Source organism: Ensifer sp. R1-3 (assembly GCF_056739175.1).
Genome location: NZ_CP096515.1, coordinates 3,227,636 through 3,246,830 on the forward strand (window position 1 = coordinate 3,227,636; position 19,195 = coordinate 3,246,830).

The 19,195-nt window shown below is 63.9% G+C and carries 19 protein-coding genes; 9 read left to right on the top strand and 10 right to left on the bottom strand.

Annotation, left to right across the window (positions count from 1 at the left end; all coding sequences use genetic code 11):
* Positions 1-612 precede the first annotated feature (612 nt).
* The gene (locus tag M1D43_RS15325; protein WP_013844875.1) at positions 613-1,401 is read left to right on the top strand and encodes a helix-turn-helix transcriptional regulator; all 789 of its coding nucleotides are present in this window, start codon (positions 613-615) and stop codon (positions 1,399-1,401) included.
* Between the two features lie 92 nt (positions 1,402-1,493).
* Here M1D43_RS15325 and hppD read toward each other — a convergent pair whose 3' ends face one another.
* Positions 1,494-2,606 (bottom strand): 4-hydroxyphenylpyruvate dioxygenase, encoded by a 1,113-nt coding sequence (hppD, locus tag M1D43_RS15330; RefSeq protein ID WP_153313489.1) that lies wholly within the window; start codon positions 2,604-2,606, stop codon positions 1,494-1,496.
* 130 nt (positions 2,607-2,736) lie between these two features.
* Between hppD and M1D43_RS15335 the strand changes: the two genes are divergently transcribed.
* Entirely contained in the window at positions 2,737-3,216 is a 480-nt protein-coding gene (locus tag M1D43_RS15335) for an Lrp/AsnC family transcriptional regulator (RefSeq protein WP_003536762.1), read from the top strand.
* Positions 3,217-3,238: 22 nt separating this feature from the next.
* Here M1D43_RS15335 and M1D43_RS15340 read toward each other — a convergent pair whose 3' ends face one another.
* Positions 3,239-3,685, bottom strand: a complete 447-nt coding sequence (locus tag M1D43_RS15340) for a MarR family winged helix-turn-helix transcriptional regulator (protein ID WP_010970303.1) — start codon at positions 3,683-3,685, stop codon at positions 3,239-3,241.
* Between the two features lie 79 nt (positions 3,686-3,764).
* Here M1D43_RS15340 and hmgA point away from each other — a divergent pair, with 79 nt between their 5' ends.
* The 4 genes from hmgA to purU all read left to right on the top strand — a co-directional run bounded on the left by hmgA (position 3,765) and on the right by purU (position 7,936).
* Positions 3,765-5,126 (top strand): homogentisate 1,2-dioxygenase, encoded by a 1,362-nt coding sequence (gene hmgA, locus M1D43_RS15345; protein WP_153313488.1) that lies wholly within the window; start codon positions 3,765-3,767, stop codon positions 5,124-5,126.
* An 80-nt stretch (positions 5,127-5,206) separates the two neighbouring features.
* Positions 5,207-6,223: a fumarylacetoacetate hydrolase family protein gene (locus M1D43_RS15350; RefSeq protein ID WP_003536759.1), complete on the top strand. Its 1,017-nt coding sequence runs from the start codon at positions 5,207-5,209 to the stop codon at positions 6,221-6,223.
* An 11-nt stretch (positions 6,224-6,234) separates the two neighbouring features.
* Positions 6,235-6,888, top strand: a complete 654-nt coding sequence (gene maiA, locus M1D43_RS15355) for a maleylacetoacetate isomerase (protein WP_318853662.1) — start codon at positions 6,235-6,237, stop codon at positions 6,886-6,888.
* 163 nt (positions 6,889-7,051) lie between these two features.
* Positions 7,052-7,936: a formyltetrahydrofolate deformylase gene (gene purU, locus M1D43_RS15360; RefSeq protein WP_003536756.1), complete on the top strand. Its 885-nt coding sequence runs from the start codon at positions 7,052-7,054 to the stop codon at positions 7,934-7,936.
* Positions 7,937-8,267: 331 nt separating this feature from the next.
* On the opposite strand, the gene lpdA is transcribed toward purU, so the two are convergent.
* From lpdA to M1D43_RS15380, 4 genes are read right to left on the bottom strand one after another with little or no spacing between them, the layout of a single operon-like run.
* Positions 8,268-9,662, bottom strand: coding sequence for a dihydrolipoyl dehydrogenase (gene lpdA / locus M1D43_RS15365; protein WP_153313069.1), 1,395 nt, complete (start codon positions 9,660-9,662; stop codon positions 8,268-8,270).
* 6 nt (positions 9,663-9,668) lie between these two features.
* Positions 9,669-10,949: a dihydrolipoamide acetyltransferase family protein gene (locus tag M1D43_RS15370; RefSeq protein WP_127595831.1), complete on the bottom strand. Its 1,281-nt coding sequence runs from the start codon at positions 10,947-10,949 to the stop codon at positions 9,669-9,671.
* A gap of 3 nt (positions 10,950-10,952) precedes the next feature.
* Entirely contained in the window at positions 10,953-11,966 is a 1,014-nt protein-coding gene (locus M1D43_RS15375; RefSeq protein ID WP_107608431.1) for an alpha-ketoacid dehydrogenase subunit beta, read from the bottom strand.
* 1 nt (position 11,967) lies between these two features.
* A complete protein-coding gene (locus tag M1D43_RS15380) occupies positions 11,968-13,200 on the bottom strand; it encodes a 3-methyl-2-oxobutanoate dehydrogenase (2-methylpropanoyl-transferring) subunit alpha (RefSeq protein WP_027992202.1) in 1,233 nt (410 codons plus the stop codon).
* A 180-nt stretch (positions 13,201-13,380) separates the two neighbouring features.
* On the opposite strand from M1D43_RS15380, the gene M1D43_RS15385 reads away from it, so the two are divergent.
* Positions 13,381-13,503: a hypothetical protein gene (locus tag M1D43_RS15385; protein WP_267880367.1), complete on the top strand. Its 123-nt coding sequence runs from the start codon at positions 13,381-13,383 to the stop codon at positions 13,501-13,503.
* A gap of 21 nt (positions 13,504-13,524) precedes the next feature.
* Here M1D43_RS15385 and M1D43_RS15390 read toward each other — a convergent pair whose 3' ends face one another.
* Positions 13,525-14,862, bottom strand: a complete 1,338-nt coding sequence (locus tag M1D43_RS15390; protein ID WP_153313068.1) for an NAD(P)/FAD-dependent oxidoreductase — start codon at positions 14,860-14,862, stop codon at positions 13,525-13,527.
* 170 nt (positions 14,863-15,032) lie between these two features.
* On the opposite strand from M1D43_RS15390, the gene M1D43_RS15395 reads away from it, so the two are divergent.
* Entirely contained in the window at positions 15,033-15,428 is a 396-nt protein-coding gene (locus M1D43_RS15395) for a winged helix-turn-helix domain-containing protein (protein WP_014526986.1), read from the top strand.
* 12 nt (positions 15,429-15,440) lie between these two features.
* On the opposite strand, the gene modC is transcribed toward M1D43_RS15395, so the two are convergent.
* The 3 genes from modC to modA form a co-directional block, all read right to left on the bottom strand.
* Positions 15,441-16,514 carry a molybdenum ABC transporter ATP-binding protein gene (modC, locus tag M1D43_RS15400; RefSeq protein ID WP_107608429.1) on the bottom strand — a complete coding sequence of 358 codons (1,074 nt, stop codon included), beginning with the start codon at positions 16,512-16,514 and terminating at the stop codon, positions 15,441-15,443.
* Positions 16,511-17,203, bottom strand: a complete 693-nt coding sequence (modB, locus tag M1D43_RS15405; RefSeq protein ID WP_003528801.1) for a molybdate ABC transporter permease subunit — start codon at positions 17,201-17,203, stop codon at positions 16,511-16,513. The genes modC and modB overlap by 4 nt, the downstream gene beginning before the upstream one ends.
* 178 nt (positions 17,204-17,381) lie before the next feature.
* Entirely contained in the window at positions 17,382-18,167 is a 786-nt protein-coding gene (gene modA, locus M1D43_RS15410; protein ID WP_107608428.1) for a molybdate ABC transporter substrate-binding protein, read from the bottom strand.
* A 202-nt stretch (positions 18,168-18,369) separates the two neighbouring features.
* Here modA and ung point away from each other — a divergent pair, with 202 nt between their 5' ends.
* Positions 18,370-19,095 carry a uracil-DNA glycosylase gene (gene ung, locus M1D43_RS15415; protein WP_003528805.1) on the top strand — a complete coding sequence of 242 codons (726 nt, stop codon included), beginning with the start codon at positions 18,370-18,372 and terminating at the stop codon, positions 19,093-19,095.
* The last annotated feature ends 100 nt before the right edge of the window (positions 19,096-19,195 follow it).

Below are 19,195 nucleotides of genomic sequence, written 5' to 3' on the forward strand. Positions count from 1 at the left end.
GCGCTTCCCTCGCCATGCCTGTGCATATACATTGATCCAGCCGCTGCGCTAAGAAACTGAAAATACTCGAGAATGTTGATCGGAGTCGTGCAGGTCGTTTGCCGGGGCCCGCTTGGAACGCGGGAGTGAAGGCCGGCTGCAGGAATCCGTGGCGGAAAGTGCGCCGGCCACCTGCGTCAGCACCCGATCGAGTGTATTGGCCGCGGCCCGCATTACCTTCGCGATAATCCGATGTGAGTATCGACCTCGTCAAACGGAGTGGCGAATACTTGTCCGAGTTACTGCGAAGAACTTCGCGGGACTGACGAGGCGTAAGGTGCGGCACCCCTCAAAACCGAGGGCCCGGCGAAAGGCGCGAGTGGCGTTGCCGATCCCGTACGAATTTCGCGGATTCGCCCAAAATTGGTTCGTTCTTGAACGATTTAGACAGGATTGTGGCCGCCACCTAATCCTTTTGGGCGGTTTTACATCCCCCATATTTACGATACATTAGCCAACATAAATTCTTTTTTTCCAGAAATTTTTTTTATCCAAGCAATTTTCACAACGCGGGCCTTTCTCCACATGGGTAAAAAACCCGTAAAAACCAAGGGGAAGTCCGAGGAGGGGATAATGTATCGTGCGAGTTCGGGGTTGGGCGGGTTCGAAGACAGCAAAAGTGTATTACCGAAAAAAAGCAAAATAGTCATGCTAGCCAGGACGGACCTCTTCGCCGAGTGTCTGACCCAGGCGATCGGCGCGCGTTTTCAGGACCGGGAAGTGGTGCGGCTTTCGGACGCCGACAGCCTTCTGGACGGCAACCTCGTAGATGTGACGCTGGTCATGCTCTACCGCGTGCCGACGGCAAACTTTCCGTCGATCATCAGGATGATCCATGAGTTTCATCCGAAAGCGGCGATCGGCCTGCTGGTCGACAACGCGGAAGGGCTCGACGCGTCGGTTTCGCACCTGGTCGAGGAGGGGATGATCCACGGTGTGTTGCCCCTGAATCTCCACCTCGATGTCTGCCTCACCGCCATAGACCTCCTGATGAAGGGCGGCGAACATTTTCCCGCCGCACTGCTCAGGCGCCTCGCGCCGAAGAATCCTGGAGAGCGGGACCTCGCCACCCGGAACGAGACGGCTTCTGAAAATGTCGATCCGGAGCGCAGGAAAGGATTTGGCCAGGTCGTCCTTACGACACGCGAAATCCAGATTCTCGATCTCATCTGCATGGGCACGCAGAACAAGATCATCGCAGATCGCCTCGGACTGTCCGAAAACACCGTCAAGGTGCATGTGCGCAACATCTACAAGAAGATGAACGTGCGCAATCGCACCGAGGCGGCCTCGCGCTATTTCAGAAACGACGGAGGCATGGGCCCTTCCCTCACGCCCTCGCCGACGCGCTGGCGCAACTGACCGTTCGACCCTAAGACAAGGCTGCCGCGCGGCGTCTCTACGGCGCCGCCCGGCAGCTCTATGTTTCCGGCCATACTGGACATCAGCAGCCGCTATTCCGCTGCCTCGTGGCCAAGGACGCCGCGCCGGATCTGGTCGGCTTCGATCGATTCGAACAATGCGCGGAAATTGCCTTCGCCGAAGCCCTCGTCGCCCTTGCGCTGGATGAATTCGAAGAAGATCGGACCGATCACCGTTCGCGAGAAGATCTGCAGCAGGATCTTCGTCATGCCGCCATTCACCACGCCCTCGCCGTCGATCAGGATGCCGTGTGTCCTCATCCGGTCGATCGGCTCGTCGTGTCCGTGAACGCGCTGATGGGACATTTCATAATAGGTTTCCGGCGGCCCCGGCATGAACTTCAGGCCGTTTTCGGCGAGTTTGTCCGTCGCATCGTAGATCGCCTCGGTACCGACGGCGATGTGCTGGATGCCTTCGCCTTTGTACTTCTTCAGATACTCCTCGATCTGGCTCGTGTCGTCCTTCGATTCGTTCAGGGGAATGCGGATCTTGCCGCAGGGCGAGGTAATCGCCCGGCTGACGAGGCCGGTGATGCGGCCATCGATGTCGAAGAAATGGATCTGCTTGAAATTGAACAGTTCGCGATAGAAGGCCCACCACTTGTCCATGTTGCCGCGATAGACGTTGTGGGTCAGGTGGTCGAGATAGTAGAAGCCGACGCCGGCCGGCTTCGGATCACGCTCTCCCAGCCATTCGAACGCGGCGTCATAGGCAGATCCCTTTTCGCCGTAGGCTTCCACGAAATAGAGAAGCGAGCCGCCGATGCCGACGATCGCCGGCACGTCCAGGCACTTGTCGTTGCCGGTATAGGCTTCGGCGCCCTTGGCAACGGCGTGCTCGAAAGCATGCTTCGCGTCGACGACGCGCCAGGCCATCGACGGGGCGCAGGGCCCGTGCTCGCCGACGAAGCGCATGGCATGCGATCCGGCTTCCGCATTCAGGACATAGTTGATGTCGCCCTGCCGCCAGACGGTGATGTCCTTGGTCTTGTGCCTGGCGACCGGCGTATAGCCCATACGGCCGAAGAGCTCCGCAAGCTTCTCCGGCTCCGGGTGGGCGAACTCCACAAACTCGAAACCGTCCGTCCCGGCGGGGTTCTCTGCCGAAATCGCGGGGGGCGGTGCGTCATGTGGGAACGGGCCCATCGTCAGTCTCCTCTTATCCTCCAAACTCTGCTGGATTATGGCGCAGTTTCGATGCATGGTGCTTGTATTCTTGCGCGATTCAGCAGGATCGACGCATGAATTGTGCAGAGAAGCGTTTGAGGGTGCATGAATGGAGCTGCTTGACGGATTCGATCTCAAGATCCTGAGCGAACTGCAGCGCGACGGTCATCTGACCAACAACGAATTGTCCGAGCGCGTCGCGCTGTCGCCTTCGCAATGTTCGCGCCGGCGTACGCGCCTGGAGGCGGAAGGCTTCATCACCGGCTATCAGGCGCAGATCGACCGTCAGAAGCTGGGGCTCGATCTGATGGTGGTGATTTCGGTCACGCTGGCCACGCACAATCGCGACAATGCCAAGCGTTTCGCCAATCTCGTTTCGGCTCTGCCGGAGGTGCTGGAAGCATACGCGCTGACCGGTGAAATGGACTACCATCTGCGCGTCGTGACGCCGGATCTTGCCGGGCTCTCCCGCTTCGTCAACGAGGTGCTCCTGCCGCATGACAGCGTGCAGCACGTCAAGACATCGATCGTACTGGAGACGCTCAAGAGTTTCGAGGGGCTGCCGATACCGGCGCGGATGAAGGGGTAAGCGTTAACCGTCCGCACCTTTGCTAGCGGTCATTGATCGCCCGCTCCACGGCGCCCAGGCCCTGCGAGAGCGCCTCCATATTCTCTGCCCCAAGCACGGAATGCAGCTCCGCCTGATAGTCGCTCGCAAGCTCGGTCAGCTCCCTATAGGCCTGCCGGCCCGCCGGCGTCAGCGCCAGATGCTCGAAACGGCGGTCCCGCCCGTCCTCCTCGCGCTTCAGCCAGCGGCGCTGCTCGAGGCTGAAGACCGCGCGGCTTACTTTCGTCTTGTGCATGGTGGAGTGCGCGCCGATTTCGGTTGCCGTCATGCTGCGGCGGGAGCTGCCGAGTGCCGCAAGCGTTCTCCATTCCGGGCGCGTCAGCTGGTATCGCGCTTTGTATTGTGCGGCAAAACGGAGGGCGACGAATTCCGCCGCCCGGTTCAGCCGATAGGGCAGGAAGTTCTCCAGTTCGAATCGCTCCTCGGCCATGGCTTTCCTTCCTTGATAGTTACAAAACTGACAGTTACGCTTGTAACTAATATAGCGAAGGAATGAGGAGGCTCAAGCCATGTTGGAGAAGGCGGAAAAACAGCGGCGGGCAGGTTCGGGTCAGCAGCGCGCAGCCGGCTATATGCCTGGATTCGGCAACGACTTCGAGACGGAAAGCTTGCCCGGAGCGCTGCCGCAGGGGCAGAACAGCCCGCAGAAATGCAATTACGGCCTTTATGCCGAACAGCTGTCCGGCTCGCCCTTTACCGCGCCGCGCGGCACCAACGAGCGCTCCTGGCTCTACCGGATCCGACCGAGCGTCCGCCACACCGGACGCTTCCGCAGGATCGACTATCCGCATTGGAAGACAGCGCCGCATGTGGGCGAGCATTCCCTGGCGCTCGGGCAGTTGCGCTGGAGCCCTTTGCCGGCTCCCTCGGAAGCGCTGGACTTCCTTCAAGGCATCCGCACGATGACGACGGCGGGCGACGCGCTGACGCAAGCCGGCATGGCCGCGCATGCCTATGCCTTCAATGCCGACATGGTGGACGACTATTTCTTCAACGCCGACGGCGAGTTGCTGATCGTTCCCGAAACGGGCGCGATCCAGGTTTTCACCGAACTCGGCAGGATGGACGTGGAGCCGTCCGAGATCTGCCTCATACCGCGCGGCATGATGTGCAAGGTCACTCGCCTCGGAGAGGAGAAGGTCTGGCGCGGCTACATCTGCGAGAATTACGGCGCGAAGTTCACGCTCCCGGATCGCGGCCCGATCGGCGCCAATTGCCTTGCCAATCCGCGCGACTTCAAGACGCCGGTCGCCGCCTACGAGGACAAGGAAACGCCGTGCCGGGTACAGGTGAAGTGGTGCGGCTCGTTCCATATGGTCGAGATCGGCCATTCGCCGCTCGACGTCGTTGCCTGGCACGGCAATTACGCGCCTTACAAATACGACCTCAAGACCTTCTCGCCCGTCGGCGCGATCCTGTTCGACCATCCCGATCCGTCGATCTTCACGGTGCTGACGGCGCCTTCGGGAGAGGAGGGGACGGCCAATGTCGACTTCGTCATATTCCCGCCCCGCTGGCTGGTCGCCGAACATACGTTCCGCCCGCCCTGGTATCACCGCAACATCATGAGCGAGTTCATGGGCCTGATCTACGGGCGCTACGATGCGAAGGAGGAAGGATTCGTTCCGGGCGGCATGAGCCTGCACAACATGATGCTGGCGCACGGGCCGGACTTCTCCGGGTTCGAGAAGGCTTCCAACGGCGAGCTGAAGCCGGTGAAGCTCGACAACACCATGGCTTTCATGTTCGAGACCCGCTTCCCTCAGCAGCTGACGACGTTTGCCGCAGAGCTCGACACGCTGCAGGACGACTACATGGATTGCTGGTCCGGCCTCGAACGGAAATTCGACGGCACGCCTGGAATCAAGTGACTTCCGCCGCCGAACCGTGACATGCTGCAAATATCCGCGCCGCCCGGCGAGGATCAACAACGCATCGGGAACACCACTCCATGAAACTCGCGACGCTGAAAGATTCCACCCGCGACGGCAAGCTCGTCGTGGTCTCGAAAGACCTGACCCGCTGCTCCGAGGTGGGTCATATCGCCCGCACGCTGCAGGCTGCGCTCGACGACTGGGCGCATGCGGGTCCGCGGCTGGAGCGCGTCGCCGAGGGGATCGAGACCGGGGCGCAGCCGACCATGCGATTCCATGAGCACGACGCAGCCTCGCCGCTGCCGCGTGCCTTCCAGTGGGCGGACGGTTCGGCCTATGTCAATCATGTCGAGCTTGTCCGAAAGGCGCGCAATGCCGAGATGCCGGCAAGTTTCTGGACCGATCCTCTGATCTATCAGGGCGGTTCCGACAGTTTTCTCGGCCCACGCGATCCGATCCTGATGGCCGACGATGCCTGGGGCATCGATATGGAAGGTGAAGCCGCTGTCATCGTCGACGACGTGCCCATGGGTGCGACGCTCGATGAAGCAAAGGCCGCGATCCGCCTAGTCATGCTCGTCAACGACGTCTCCCTGCGGGGCCTCATTCCCGGAGAACTCGCCAAGGGCTTCGGCTTCTATCAATCGAAGCCGTCCTCCGCCTTCTCGCCAGTCGCGGTGACGCCGGAGGAACTCGGCGAAGCCTGGGATGGCGGGAAGCTGCATCTGCCGCTTCACGTCGATCTCAATGGCGAGCCCTTCGGGCGGGCCAATGCCGGTATCGACATGACCTTCGATTTCCCGCAGCTGATCGTGCACGCCGCGCGAACGAGGCCGCTTTCGGCCGGCACGATCATCGGCTCGGGCACCGTTTCCAACAAGCTCGAGGGCGGGCCGGGCAGGCCGGTTTCCGAAGGCGGGGCCGGCTATTCGTGCATCGCGGAATTGCGCATGATCGAGACGATTGAAGGCGGGGCGCCGAAAACGCAATTCCTGAAATTCGGGGATGTCGTCCGCATCGAGATGAAGGATCGCACCGGCCATTCGATCTTCGGCGCCATCGAACAGAAGGTCGGAAAATACGAGCGCGGCTGAGGCCGGGCAGGGTGGAGACGGGTGTGGCGAACGAAACCGTGCTTTACGACTATTGGCGCTCGTCGGCGAGCTACCGGGTGCGGATCGCCCTCAACCTGTGCGGCGAAGCCTATCGCTCCGTCCCGGTCGACCTGCTCGCAAAGGCTCATCGCGCGCCGGAGCATCTCGCCCGGAATCCGCAGGGACTGGTGCCGGTGCTCGACATCGACGGCGAGCGCCTCACCCAGTCGCTCGCCATCATCGAATATCTCGCGGAGACGCGGGATGGGACGGGTCTCCTCCCGGCCCATCCCATCGACCGGCAACGCGTCCGCGCGCTTTCCTATGCCGTGGCGATGGATATCCATCCCGTCTGCAATCTTGGCGTCGTCGCCCATGTGATGGCGGGCGCGGGCGACGGCGAGGCCGCGCGGCGCGAGTGGATGCAGAAATTCATCGGCGAGGGTCTCGCTGCCTTCGAGCGTATGCTGGACCACCCCGCGACCGGTGCATTCTGCCATGGCGATCGTCCGACGATGGCGGATCTCTGCCTTGTGCCCCAGATCTATAATGCGCGGCGCTGGGACGTCGATCTTTCGGCCTGCCCGCTTCTGGTCGCCATAGATCGCCGCTGCGCCGGCATCGACGCCTTCCAGAGGGCGCATCCCGACCGCGCAAAACCTTAGATCCCCGTCGGGATACGATTTCGTCATTCCGGACCTCGTGTGGCCTGTTCCGCCAAGCCGATGTCGCGAATGGATCGGCGGGCCGCAGATCGCCAAGCTAGTTTTTGCGCGACTGCCCGTGTAAGGGGGCGCGTGGGAACACCTCAAAACGAGAGATTCATCGATGAAGAGCTATGTGCTGACCGTCAGCTGCAAATCCACCCGCGGCATCGTCGCCGCCATCACCGGCTATCTCGCCGAAAAGGGCTGCTATATCAGCGACAGCTCGCAGTTCGACGATTTCCAGACGGGCCTGTTCTTCATGCGCCTCACCTTCATCAGCCAGGATGGCGCCAAGCTCGAAGAGCTGCGCGAAGGCTTCGAGCCGGTGATCAAGCGCTTCGAGATGATGATGGAGATCCGCGATTCCGAGGAGCGCATGAAGGTGCTGCTCATGGTGTCGCGCTTCGGCCATTGCCTGAACGATCTTCTCTACCGCTGGAAGATCGGGGCGCTGCCGATCGACATCGTCGGCGTCGTTTCCAACCACTTCGACTACCAGAAGGTGGTCGTCAACCACGACATCCCCTTCCACCACATCAAGGTGACGAAGGAGAACAAGCCCAAGGCCGAAGCCCAGCTGATGGACGTCGTCGAGCAGACCGGCGCCGAACTGATCGTGCTGGCCCGCTACATGCAGGTGCTTTCGGATGCGCTCTGCAAGAAGATGTCGGGGAAGATCATCAACATCCACCACTCCTTCCTGCCGTCGTTCAAGGGGGCGAACCCCTACAAGCAGGCCTATGAGCGCGGCGTGAAGCTGATCGGCGCGACGGCCCATTACGTCACCGCCGATCTCGACGAGGGCCCGATCATCGAGCAGGATATCGCCCGCATCACCCATGCGCAGTCGGCCGAGGATTACGTCTCGATCGGCCGCGACGTCGAAAGCCAGGTGCTGGCCCGGGCCGTGCACGCCCATATCCACCACCGCTGCTTCATCAACGGCAACCGCGTCGTCGTCTTCCCGCCGAGCCCGGGTTCCTACGCCTCGGAACGGATGGGGTGATCGTCAATCCTTGCCAACATTGGCATTACAGCGCCGCGCGTCTTATCAGACGCGCAAAGGTGGCTGTAAACATGCAGTAGCGGTCACCCACCCCCTCAACCGCCTGCCGGCACCTTCTCCCCGCAGGCGGGGAGAAGGGATATGCCGCGCCCGCTCGCTCCCTCGAACGGGCGGGGAATGCGGGATTCAGTTGGCGCCGCTTGTCCCTTCTCCCCGCCTGCGGGGAGAAGGTGGCGGCAGCCGGTTGAGGGGCAATCCCGACCGAAGGAGGTTGAGGCGGTTGGGTCCCCGAGGGATGAAGCCGGCGCGCGGGAGGGGTTCGGGCGTCGCTTCAAATATGAAGGGCGTGCCCCAACGTCTTGAAGGCTGCCTCCTGGAAGGCTTCCGATTGGGTCGGATGCGCATGTATGGTGCCGGCGATGTCCTCCAGCCGCGCGCCCATCTCGATCGCCAGCGCAAAAGTCGCCGAAAGTTCCGAAACGCCATGGCCGACAGCCTGGATGCCGAGGACCAGGTGATTGTCGGCGCGGCCGATGACCCGCACGAAGCCGTCTTCGGAGAGCGTCGTCATGGCGCGGCCGTTCGCCTGGAAGGGAAATTGGCCGATCTTGACGTCGATGCCGGCGGCGCGCGCCTCTTCCGGCGAGAGGCCGGCGCCGACGATTTCCGGGTCGGTGAAGCAGACCGCCGGAATGCAGCGCTTGTCCCAGCTCCGCTTATGCCCGGCGACGATTTCCGCGACCATTTCGCCTTGTGCCATCGCCCGGTGCGCAAGCATCGGCTCGCCGGTCACGTCGCCGATCGCATAGACGCCGCGCATCGAGGTGCGGCATTGGTCGTCGATGCGGATGAAGCGGCCTGAGCGGTCGAGGTCGATTTCCTCCAACCCCCAGCCATCCGTCACGGGCCGGCGGCCGACGGTGACGAGGACCTTCTCCGCCGGGACCTCGAAGGCGCGGCCGTTCTCCTCGGCAAGCAAGCCCCGCCGATCGGCGGAGAGCCGTTTGGCCGCGGTGCGGGTGAAGACCTCCACACCGAGATCGCCGAGCCGCTTCATCACCGGCTTCGAGAGATCGGCATCGTATTGCGGCAGGATCCGGTCCAGCGCTTCGAGCACGGTGACCTTGGAGCCCAGCTTGGCGAAGGCGGTTCCGAGTTCGAGACCGATATAGCCGCCGCCGATGACCGCGAGCGTCTGCGGCACGTCCGTCAGTGCCAGCGCTTGGGTCGAGGAAATGACGCTTCCGCCGAAGGGGAGGTCGGGAAGCTCGACCGGCGCCGAACCGGTCGCGATTACGATTGCTTCCGCCCGAATGCGCTGAAGCCCGGTTTCCGTTTCCACATCCACCGTCTTGCCGTCTACGAATCGCCCTTCGCCGATGACCGCCTTGACGCCCGCCTTCTTCAGGAGCCCCGTGACCCCACCGTTCAGCCGTCCGACGATGCCGTCCTTCCAGGCGATCGTTCGCCTGAGGTCGATCGCCGGAGCACTCAAGGAAAGGCCGAGCGGGCTCTTGCCCGAGGCAGTCGCGCGCAGCCTGTGATATTCGTCCGCCGCATGGATCAGCGCCTTCGACGGAATGCAGCCGACATTCAGGCAGGTGCCGCCCGCCTTCGCTTTCTCGACGATCACCGTGTTGACGCCGAGCTGGCCGGCGCGGATCGCCGCGACATAGCCGCCGGGTCCGGCGCCGAGAACCAGGAGCTTGCAGGAGATTTCCTTCATGGACGCCTATCCTTCAACGAAAATCAGCGCCGGCGTTTCGAGCAGCGTCTTCAGGCGCTGGACGAAGACCGCGGCATCCCAGCCGTCGATGACCCGGTGATCGAAGCTCGACGAGAGATTCATGATCTTGCGCGGGACGAATTGTGCGCCGTCCCAGACGGGACGGACGGCGATCTTGTTGACGCCGACGATCGCCACCTCCGGATGGTTGATGACCGGCGTCGAAGCGATTCCGCCGATAGCGCCGAGCGAGGAGATGGTAATGGTCGAGCCGGTGAGTTCGTCCCGCGTCGCGGTTCCGGTACGGGCGGCGTCCGCCAGCCGGTTGAGCTCGGCCGCGCAGTCCCATATTCCGCGTGCCTCGGCATGGCGCACCACCGGAACGGTCAGCCCGGCGGGCGTCTGGGTGGCGATGCCGATATGGACGGCGGCGTGGCGGTGGATGACGCCGGCATGGTCGTCGAAAGTGGCGTTGACGCCGGGCTGCTCGGCGACGGTCTTTACCAGCGCGCGCATCAGGAAAGGCAGGATCGTGAGCTTGGCCTGCTCGGGCTTGCGGTCGCGGTTCATCGTCGCGCGCAGATCCTCGAGCGCCGTCATATCCACCTCTTCCACATAGGTGATGTGGGGGATGCGTGAGGTGGAGAGCGACATCTTCTCGGCGATCCGGCGCCTGAGGCCGGTCATCCTGACCTCCTCGACGGCGGTCTTGCGGACGAGGCCGGTCTGAGCCGGCAGCGGCTCGGCGCCACGGCTGATGAAGAGATCGAGATCCTCATGGGTGATCCGGCCGGCCGGCCCGGTGCCGGCTACCTGCCTGAGATCGATGCCGCTCTCTCTGGCGCGCAGCCGCACCGCCGGGGAGGCGAGCGGCTTTGCCGAAAGATCCGGCGCTTCGCGCGGCGCCGGTGCGGGTTTCGGCGCAGGCTTTTCAGGCTGCGGCGGCGCCTTGGCCTCGGGCCGGGAGGAGACGGCGACGGGCTCGTCCAGCACCTTTTCGGCCAGCGCCTCCGGGACGCTGTCCGGGGCAGCTTCGCCCGCCTCGCCGGCGGTCTCGATCCTGACCAGCGGCGCCTTCACCGCGACCGTGTCGCCGACCTCCGCCCCGAGCCACAGGACCTTGCCGGTGACGGGCGAGGGGATTTCGACCGTCGCCTTGTCGGTCATGACGGCGGCAAGCACCATGTCTTCGCGCACCGGGTCGCCGGGCTTCACATGCCATTCGACGAGCTCGGCCTCCGCGACACCTTCACCGACATCCGGCATCTTGATGATGAATTCACCCACGGGTCAGCCCTCCATCGCTTCGGCGAGCGCACGCCCGACGCGTGCCGGACCGGGGAAATAATCCCACTCCTGTGCGTGCGGATAGGGCGTGTCCCAACCCGTTACCCGGACGACCGGGGATTCGAGGTGATAGAAGCAGTGTTCCTGAACGAGGGCGGCGAGCTCGGCACCGAATCCCGAGGTCAGTGTCGCCTCGTGCACGACCACGCACCGCCCGGTCTTCTTCGCCGATTGCACGATCGTCTCGAGGTCGAGCGGCAACAGACTGCGCAGATCGATCACTTCCGCGTCGATACCGGTCTCCTCGGCTGCCGCGAGCGCCACATGCACCATCGTACCATAGGCGATGACGGTCACGCCTGAGCCCCTGCGGCGTATCTCGGCCTTGCCGATCGGAATCGTATAGTGACCGTCCGGAACGTCGCCGAGCTCGTGCTTGGACCAGGCCGTGACCGGGCGTTCGTGATGCCCGTCGAAGGGGCCGTTATAAAGCCGCTTCGGCTCCAGGAACATCACCGGGTCCGGGTCCTCGATCGCCGAGATGAGGAGGCCCTTGGCGTCATAGGGATTCGACGGCACGACGACCTTCAGCCCGCAAACATGGGTGAAGAGCGCCTCCGGGCTCTGGCTATGGGTCTGGCCGCCGAAGATGCCGCCGCCCGTCGGCATGCGCACGACGATCGGGCAGGTGAAGTCGCCGTTCGAGCGGTAGCGGATGCGCGCAGCTTCCTGCGTGAGCTGGTCGTAAGCGGGATACATATAGTCGGCAAACTGAATCTCGACGCAGGGTTTCAGCCCGTAGGCGGCCATGCCGATGGCGGTGCCGACGATGCCGGACTCGCTGATGGGGGTGTCGAAGCAGCGCGTCTTGCCGTATTTCGCCTGAAGCCCCTGGGTGCAGCGGAAAACGCCGCCGAAATAACCGACGTCCTCGCCGAAGACGACGACATTATCGTCGCGCGCCATCGACACGTCCATGGCGCTGCGCACCGCTTCGATCATCGTCATTCTGGCCATGTCAGTACCCCGCCTTCTGCCGTTGACGGCGGATATGCGGCGGCATCTCGGCATAGACGCCTTCGAAGATATCCCGTACCGACGGCCTGCCGCCGGCATGCAGCGTTCCGTGGCGTTCCGCTTCCTTCTGCGCCTGTATCACTTCGTCCATGATTTCCGCCTCCGCCTGCGCATGCCGCTCCTCCGACCAGGCGCCGCGCAGGATCAGGTGCTTCTTCAGGCGCAGGACCGGGTCGCCGAGCGGCCAAGCTTCCGATTCGGTTTTCGGGCGATAGGCGCTCGGATCGTCGGAGGTCGAATGGGCGCCGACGCGGTAGGTCACGTATTCGATCAGCGTCGGACCGAGATTGAGCCGCGCCCGCTCGGCCGCCCAGCGCGCCACCGCATAGACGGCCAGATAGTCGTTGCCGTCGACCCTGAGCGCCGGAATGCCGAAGCCCAGACCCCTTGCGGCGAAGGTGCCGGAACCGCCTCGGGCGATGCCCTGGAAAGTGGAGATCGCCCACTGGTTGTTGACGATGTTGAGAATGACGGGCGCCTTGTAGGTGGAGGCGAAGACCAGCGCGGAGTGGAAATCCGACTCAGCGGTCGAGCCGTCGCCGATCCAGCCGGCGGCGATCCTCGTATCGTTCTTGATGGCGGATGCCATGGCCCAACCGACGGCCTGGACATATTGGGTGGCGAGGTTGCCTGATATCGTGAAGAAGCCATGGTCCTTGGAGGTGTACATGACGGGCAGCTGCCGGCCGTGGCAGGGATCGAGCTCGTTCGAGAAGATCTGGTTCATCATCTCGACCATGGGGTAGTCGTCGGCAATCAGGAGCCCCGCCTGGCGGTAGGTCGGAAAATTCATGTCGCCCTTGCGAAGCGCCTTGCGGAAGGCGCAGCTCACCGCCTCCTCGCCGAGATGCTGCATATAGAAGGACGTCTTGCCCTGACGCTGCGCCATCAGCATGCGCGCGTCGAAGGCGCGCAGCAGCATCATGTGCCTGAGACCCGTCAGCAGTTCCTCATCGGAAAGAAAGCCGGCCCAGGGGCCGACTGCCTCGCCCTCGCGGTTGAGCACCCGAATGATCGAATAGGCGAGGTCGCGGATCTCCTCGGGGTCCACATCGACGTCCGGCCGGGGTACCGAGCCCGCCTTTGGTATCTTCACGTTGGAAAAATCGGGCAGATCGCCCGGCCGGACGGCCGGTTCGGGGACATGCAGGCTCAAGCGGCTGAATTCATCCATGCGGGTTCCGGCCTCCCTTCCGGATTGCGCGTCGCGCAACTCGATACCCCGGAAGAACGGCGCCGCCGCCTGGCGGTTCCGGCTGGGGTCCGGGGTTCCTCCGCCCCGCCTGCCATGCCGCTACGGCCTCCCGTTCTCCCGACAGGATATGGGCACAGACTGCCACGAGTCAGGGGCCAGATGAAGGGCTTTCGCCGCGGCGCCCGGCTGCTGCGCGAAGAAAGACAGATTCGTGCCGGCACGCATGCGGCACGCGTTGGCACGCCCATGCCGGTGCTGGTGGCGGGTAATTTTCTTTCGTGAGACCGGCGGGCGACCGGCCCCTCAGACCGGTGGCGCGATCTCTATCGGGCTGCCATCGGCAAAGCGAGAAAGGCGGAACGCGGAGGGATCGACGATCGGCGGGTTTCCGGTGACGAGATCGGCGACGAGATGTCCGGCACCGGGGCCGATGCCGAAGCCGTGACCGGAGAAGCCGGTGGCGATGACGAGGCCCGGCAGCTCTTGCGCGAGCGAAATGACCGGCACGACGTCCGGCGTGACATCGATCAGGCCGGCCCAGATATGCACCGGCTCGACGGTACGGAGCTTCGGAAGGGCCTTTTTTGCTTCCTCGAATGCCTTGAGCACGGATTTCGGATCAGGCCGCGGATCGAGGATGCGGTGGCGCTCGAAGGCGCCAGGCCGATCGAGGGGCACGGATGCGATTTCGAAAAGCTCGCGCCAGCTCTGGGCGCTCAAGCCTGCCTGCACGGCTTCGCCCTCGGCCCGTCTCGCCGCGCGAAAATCGCGGAAGAATGCGAATGTGTCCGGCACAAGCGGATGCAGATTGGCACCCGCGGTGGCGATCGTGTAGCCGCCGTCGATGCGTTTGCGATAGGCGTAAGTCGCCGTTGCGCCTGCGCCGTCCGTGCCGCCCTCGACCGGAGCGGTCCTGAGCACGGTGTTGCGCACCTTCAGCTGCGGCAGCCGAATGCCGAGGCCCTTGCAGAAGAGCCGCGACCAGGCGCCGCCAGCAAGCACCACCGTTGACGTTTCGATGCGGCCCTTTTCGGTGACGACGGCGCTTACCCGACCCGCACTCTTCTCGATCCCCCGCACCGCACAGCCGGTCACGATGCGTGCGCCGGCGCGGCGTGCTCCGGCCGCGATTGCGGGCACCGCTTTCTGCGGCTCGGCTCGGCCATCGCTCGGCGTATAGAGCGCGCCTTTGTAGCGGATCGCCGCTCCGGCCATGCGCTCCCGGGTCTCGTCGGCGGTGAGCTGGCGGCTGTCGACGCCATGCGGCTTCGCGATCGCGAGCCAGGCATCGCGGTTGGCGACGTCCTGCTCCGTTTCGGAAATATAGAGAATGCCGCTCCGGCGAAATCCGGTCTCGCCGCCGACACGCGCATCGAGCGTGTCCCAGATTTTCAGCGCCTCCATCGCCAGGGGAATCTCGCGCCGATCGCGGCCCATGACGCGAACCCAGCCCCAGTTGCGGCTCGATTGCTCGCCGCCGAGAACGCCCTTCTCGCAGAGGACGACCTCCACGCCGCGCTCGGCGAGAAAGAGCGCCGTGCTCACTCCGATGATACCGCCGCCGATGATGACGACGTCGGCGCTACCGGGCAGCGAAGGATCGGTTTCAACGAGGTCGAGAGCGGGGCCGGGCATGGTCATCTCTTGGGTTTGTTCAGCTGTTTCTATCGCTGCATCCAATGTCGGCTTCGATCAAGCCTGCCCGGCCGGTTTCGGGCGGCGATGCACAGTTCCCGCATGCCCGAAGTTCCCGCATGGTCTTTGAGCGGTCGCGCCTTCCCGTCTCCTGCGCGAGGCTTTATGTTCGCTCCATGCGCGACACCGAAGCCGACCTCCGCCCGATCCTCCGCATCGACTTCCCGCCGGACGACCGTCTCGGGCGCGGCAAGATCATGCTTTTGGAACACATCCGCGAGACCGGCTCCATTTCCGCTGCCGGGCGGGCCATGGATATGTCTTACCGGCGTGCCTGGCTACTGGTCGACGCCTTGAACCGTATGTTCAAGGAGCCGGCGGTCGACTCCCAGCGTGGCGGCAAGCAGGGCGGCGGCGCCGTCCTCACCGCTTTCGGCGAGATGCTGATCGAGCGCTTCCGGGCGATGGAGGCCAAGGCACAGGCGGCGATTGCGGACGATCTCGATTGGCTGGACGCCATGCGCGACTGCAATGGTGCTCCGCAAGAGGAGCCAGCTGGAAAGCCGTTCTAACCATTCGCTTCTCTAATAATCGAGCGCGACGGTCTTGACGACGGCGTGCACCTGCTTCCCCGGCCGCAGGTCGAGCGCATCGCGGGAAAGGGTCGTGACTCGCGCGGCAATGACGTTGCCGCCGCAGTCTACGCGCACGTCGATGCTTCCTTGCCGCGGCGAAGAGAGGCCGACGATCGTTCCCGAAAGCACGTTAAGGGCGCTGATGCCTTCCGGGCGGCGGGTCGCCAGCATGACGTCGCGCGCCGCGATGTAGAGGCGAAGTCTCTGCCCGGGCTCGGCGACGAGATGCGGCACGCGGATCAGGCAGTCTCCGGCGCGCACCACAGTCAGTTCGTGGCCTTCGTCATGACTGTCGACGATGCCCTCGATCAACGCGCCGGCTTCTCGCCGGCCGGCGGTGGATGTTGGGAACGGCTCGTTCAGAACGGCCGCCGTTTTGCCGGAGGCCTTGACCCGGCCGTTTTCCATGACGACGACGCGCTCCGCCAGCCGCGCCACTTCAGCCACCGAATGACTGACATAGACGATCGGAATCCGCGTCTCGTCGCGCAGCCGCTCCAGATAGGGCAGGATTTCGGCCTTTCTGGCGTCGTCGAGCGCGGCGAGCGGCTCGTCCATCAAGAGCAGGCGGGGGAAAGCGAGCAGCGCCCGGCCGATGGCGACGCGCTGCCGCTCGCCGCCCGAGAGCTTCGAGGGCATGCGATCGAGCAAATGGCCGATGCCGAGCATTTCGACGATCCTGCCGAATTCGGGCCCTGACCGCGCCGCGCCTGCGAACCAGCGGCCATAGGCAAGATTTCCGCGGACGCTCAGATGCGGAAAGAGGCGGGCTTCCTGGAACACATAGGCAAAGCGGCGGCGGTGGACGGGGGTGAAAAGCCGGCGCTCACTGTCGGCGATCGTGTCGCCGTCGAGCACGACGCGGCCCTGATCGGGCCGGAGGAGGCCGGCGATGATGTTGACAAGCGAGGTCTTGCCGGAGCCGGAGCGGCCGAAAAGAGCGGTCACCCCGCCCTCCGAGCCGAAGGCGGCGTCGATCGCGAAGGAGCCGAGACGAAGGCGCGCTTCGACCTCGAGCCTCATGCCGCCACCGTCCGCCGCGCCGCTGCTGAAGCCATGGCTTCCGAAAGCATCAGCGCCGCCATCGAAATGACGACCGAGATCACGGCAAGGCGCATCGCGCCGGCGTCGCCGCCCGGCACCTGTGTGAAGGTATAGATCGCGGCGGAAAGCGTCTGCGTCTCGCCGGGAATATTGGAGACGAAGGTGATGGTCGCGCCGAATTCGCCCATGGCCTTGGCGAAGGAAAGGACCATGCCGGCGAGAATGCCGGGGAGGATCAGGGGCAAGGTGACCGTCAGGAAGATCCAGGCGGGGCTCGCGCCGAGGGTACCCGCCGCCTCTTCGAGCTTGCGGTCGACTGCTTCGATCGACAGCCGGATGCTGCGGACCATCAAGGGGAAGCCCATTACCGCGCAGGCGAGCGCCGCTCCCGTCCAGCGGAAGGAAAAGACCAGGCCGAAGTTCTCCGCGAGAAATGCACCGACCGGTCCGCGCCGGCCGAAAAGGAGCAGCAGAGCGAAGCCCGTGACTACCGGCGGGAGGATCAGCGGCATATGGACGAGGCCGTTCAGGAGCGACTTGCCCCAGAAGCGGCCGCGCGCAAGTATCATCGAGACGAGGAGCGCAGGCGGGAGGCTCGCAAGCATCGCTACGGTGGCGACCCGCAGGCTCAGGCGGACGGCCGTCCACTCCGCGTCGCTCAATGCCATCCAGTCCAAGCTCGTACTCCCGTTCCTGACGCGCCGTGTCGTGCAATCATTCGCTAGATCACGTTCATTTTTTCAGGTCGAGTCGGCCTGAAAACATGAGCGTGATCGATTCCAAGAAATTGAGACGCGGGATGCGGGCGGAAAACCGCACACACTTTTCCTCGTCCCGCTCCAGTTTCTATTCCAGAACCGTGAAGCCCTCGGCCTGGAAAAGCGCCGCCGCCTCCGGCGAGCGGACGAATTCGAGGTAGGCGGCGGCATCGGCATTCCTGCTGTCCGCGGTGATCGCGACCGGGTAGATGATTGGCGGGTGGCTGTCCTCGGGGAAGGTGCCGACCACTTTCACATTGGCATCGGCTGCGGCGTCGGTTCGGTAGACGATGCCGTAGGGCGCCTCGCCACGCGACACGAGGAGGAGGGCGGCGCGGACGCTTTCGGCGCCGGCGACCTTTCCGGCAACGTTCGGCCACAGCCCAAGCTTTTCCAGCGCGGCCTTGCCATACTTGCCGGCGGGGACGGAATCCACGGCTCCCATGGCCAATAGCCCGTCGCCGAGAAGACCGGCGAGGTCGAGACCCGGCTCGATCTCGACAGCCGGGGCGTCCGACTTGCCGGAGACGAGGACGATGCGATTGCCGAGCAGGTTGGAGCGCGTGTCGGACTTGATCAGCTTCTTGTCGGCGAGATAATCCATCCAGGCAAGATCGGCCGAGATGAACACATCGGCGGGCGCGCCCTGCTCGATCTGTTTCGCCAGCGCCGAACTCGCCGCATAGGACACGATCGCTTCCTTGCCGGTCTGCTTGAGCCATTCGCCGTTGATCGCATCGAGCGCATTCTTGAGGCTCGCCGCGGCGAACACGGTGACCTTCTCCGCCGCCTGGGCCGGTGCAAAGGCCGTTCCCGCCAGGACCACGCCGAGCGCCAGTGATATGGCCTTGAGCCAGTCTCTTCTCGTTGTCACACCCAAGCCTCCCCGTTCGTGATATTTCCCAAGATATAACGCTTCGGTATTTTGGTTACCGCTATATTCGTAGAAATACAATGCGGCCGTTGCGCCGTAATCAAAATCGGTGAACCGATGGGGCGGAGACTACGCGAGCGCTTGCGATAGGCGCCCATGCGTCTAAATTCCGGAACGGGACCCAAGGAGGTGGACGATCCACATGGACGCGACGATCAGGCTGGAAGAAAGCTGGAAAGCCGTTCTGGGCGGAGAATTCCGCCACGGTTACATGGCCGAGCTCAAGCGGTTCCTGCTGGAGGAGAAGCAGCAGGGTCGGCAGATTTTTCCGAGGGGCGTCGAATATTTCCGTGCGCTCGATCTGACCCCGCTCGACAGGGTACGCGTCGTCATCCTCGGCCAGGATCCCTATCATGGCGACGGGCAGGCGCATGGGCTCTGCTTCAGCGTTCGTCCGGGCGTGCGCACGCCTCCTTCACTCGTCAACATCTACAAGGAATTGCAGGAAGACCTCGGCATTCCGCCGGCGCGCCACGGCTTCCTCGAAAGCTGGGCGCGCCAGGGCGTGCTGCTTCTGAACAGCGTGCTGACCGTCGAGCGTGGCCGCGCGGCCTCGCACCAGGGCAGGGGCTGGGAGCGCTTCACCGACGCCGTAATCCGGGCGGTCAACGAGCAGGCGCAGCCCGTCGTCTTCATGCTCTGGGGCTCTTACGCACAACGCAAGGCCGCTTTTGTCGATCGTTCGCGTCACCTCGTGCTCACCGCACCGCATCCGTCACCCTTATCGGCCCATGCGGGGTTCTTCGGATGCCGGCATTTCTCCAAGGCGAACGCGTTTTTAACGTCCAAGGGGTTGGATCCGATCGATTGGCGGTTGCCGGAAGATCCCCCCTTGGCCGTCGAGCGGCAGATGGCGCCGAACTGCTGACGCGGCCGTAGCGTTTGCCGTCGCGAATGGGCCTTGCACCCGCCGCGGCGATCCGTCAAAGACTGCCCGACTATGCGGGTAGGACTGGCCCGGCTATGCG

What these genes read in the sequence shown, in the direction of transcription:
- M1D43_RS15390 (WP_153313068.1), bottom strand. Translation starts at nt 14,862, where the DNA reads ATGACCATGCCCGGCCCCGCTCTCGACCTCGTTGAAACCGATCCTTCG.
- M1D43_RS15325 (WP_013844875.1), top strand. Translation starts at nt 613, where the DNA reads ATGTATCGTGCGAGTTCGGGGTTGGGCGGGTTCGAAGACAGCAAAAGT.
- hppD (WP_153313489.1), bottom strand. Translation starts at nt 2,606, where the DNA reads ATGGGCCCGTTCCCACATGACGCACCGCCCCCCGCGATTTCGGCAGAG.
- M1D43_RS15375 (WP_107608431.1), bottom strand. Translation starts at nt 11,966, where the DNA reads ATGGCCAGAATGACGATGATCGAAGCGGTGCGCAGCGCCATGGACGTG.
- M1D43_RS15385 (WP_267880367.1), top strand. Translation starts at nt 13,381, where the DNA reads ATGAAGGGCTTTCGCCGCGGCGCCCGGCTGCTGCGCGAAGAAAGACAG.
- M1D43_RS15340 (WP_010970303.1), bottom strand. Translation starts at nt 3,685, where the DNA reads ATGGCCGAGGAGCGATTCGAACTGGAGAACTTCCTGCCCTATCGGCTG.
- ung (WP_003528805.1), top strand. Translation starts at nt 18,370, where the DNA reads ATGGACGCGACGATCAGGCTGGAAGAAAGCTGGAAAGCCGTTCTGGGC.
- M1D43_RS15380 (WP_027992202.1), bottom strand. Translation starts at nt 13,200, where the DNA reads ATGGATGAATTCAGCCGCTTGAGCCTGCATGTCCCCGAACCGGCCGTC.
- M1D43_RS15335 (WP_003536762.1), top strand. Translation starts at nt 2,737, where the DNA reads ATGGAGCTGCTTGACGGATTCGATCTCAAGATCCTGAGCGAACTGCAG.
- modC (WP_107608429.1), bottom strand. Translation starts at nt 16,514, where the DNA reads ATGAGGCTCGAGGTCGAAGCGCGCCTTCGTCTCGGCTCCTTCGCGATC.
- lpdA (WP_153313069.1), bottom strand. Translation starts at nt 9,662, where the DNA reads ATGAAGGAAATCTCCTGCAAGCTCCTGGTTCTCGGCGCCGGACCCGGC.
- M1D43_RS15350 (WP_003536759.1), top strand. Translation starts at nt 5,207, where the DNA reads ATGAAACTCGCGACGCTGAAAGATTCCACCCGCGACGGCAAGCTCGTC.
- M1D43_RS15395 (WP_014526986.1), top strand. Translation starts at nt 15,033, where the DNA reads ATGCGCGACACCGAAGCCGACCTCCGCCCGATCCTCCGCATCGACTTC.
- purU (WP_003536756.1), top strand. Translation starts at nt 7,052, where the DNA reads ATGAAGAGCTATGTGCTGACCGTCAGCTGCAAATCCACCCGCGGCATC.
- modB (WP_003528801.1), bottom strand. Translation starts at nt 17,203, where the DNA reads ATGGCATTGAGCGACGCGGAGTGGACGGCCGTCCGCCTGAGCCTGCGG.
- hmgA (WP_153313488.1), top strand. Translation starts at nt 3,765, where the DNA reads ATGTTGGAGAAGGCGGAAAAACAGCGGCGGGCAGGTTCGGGTCAGCAG.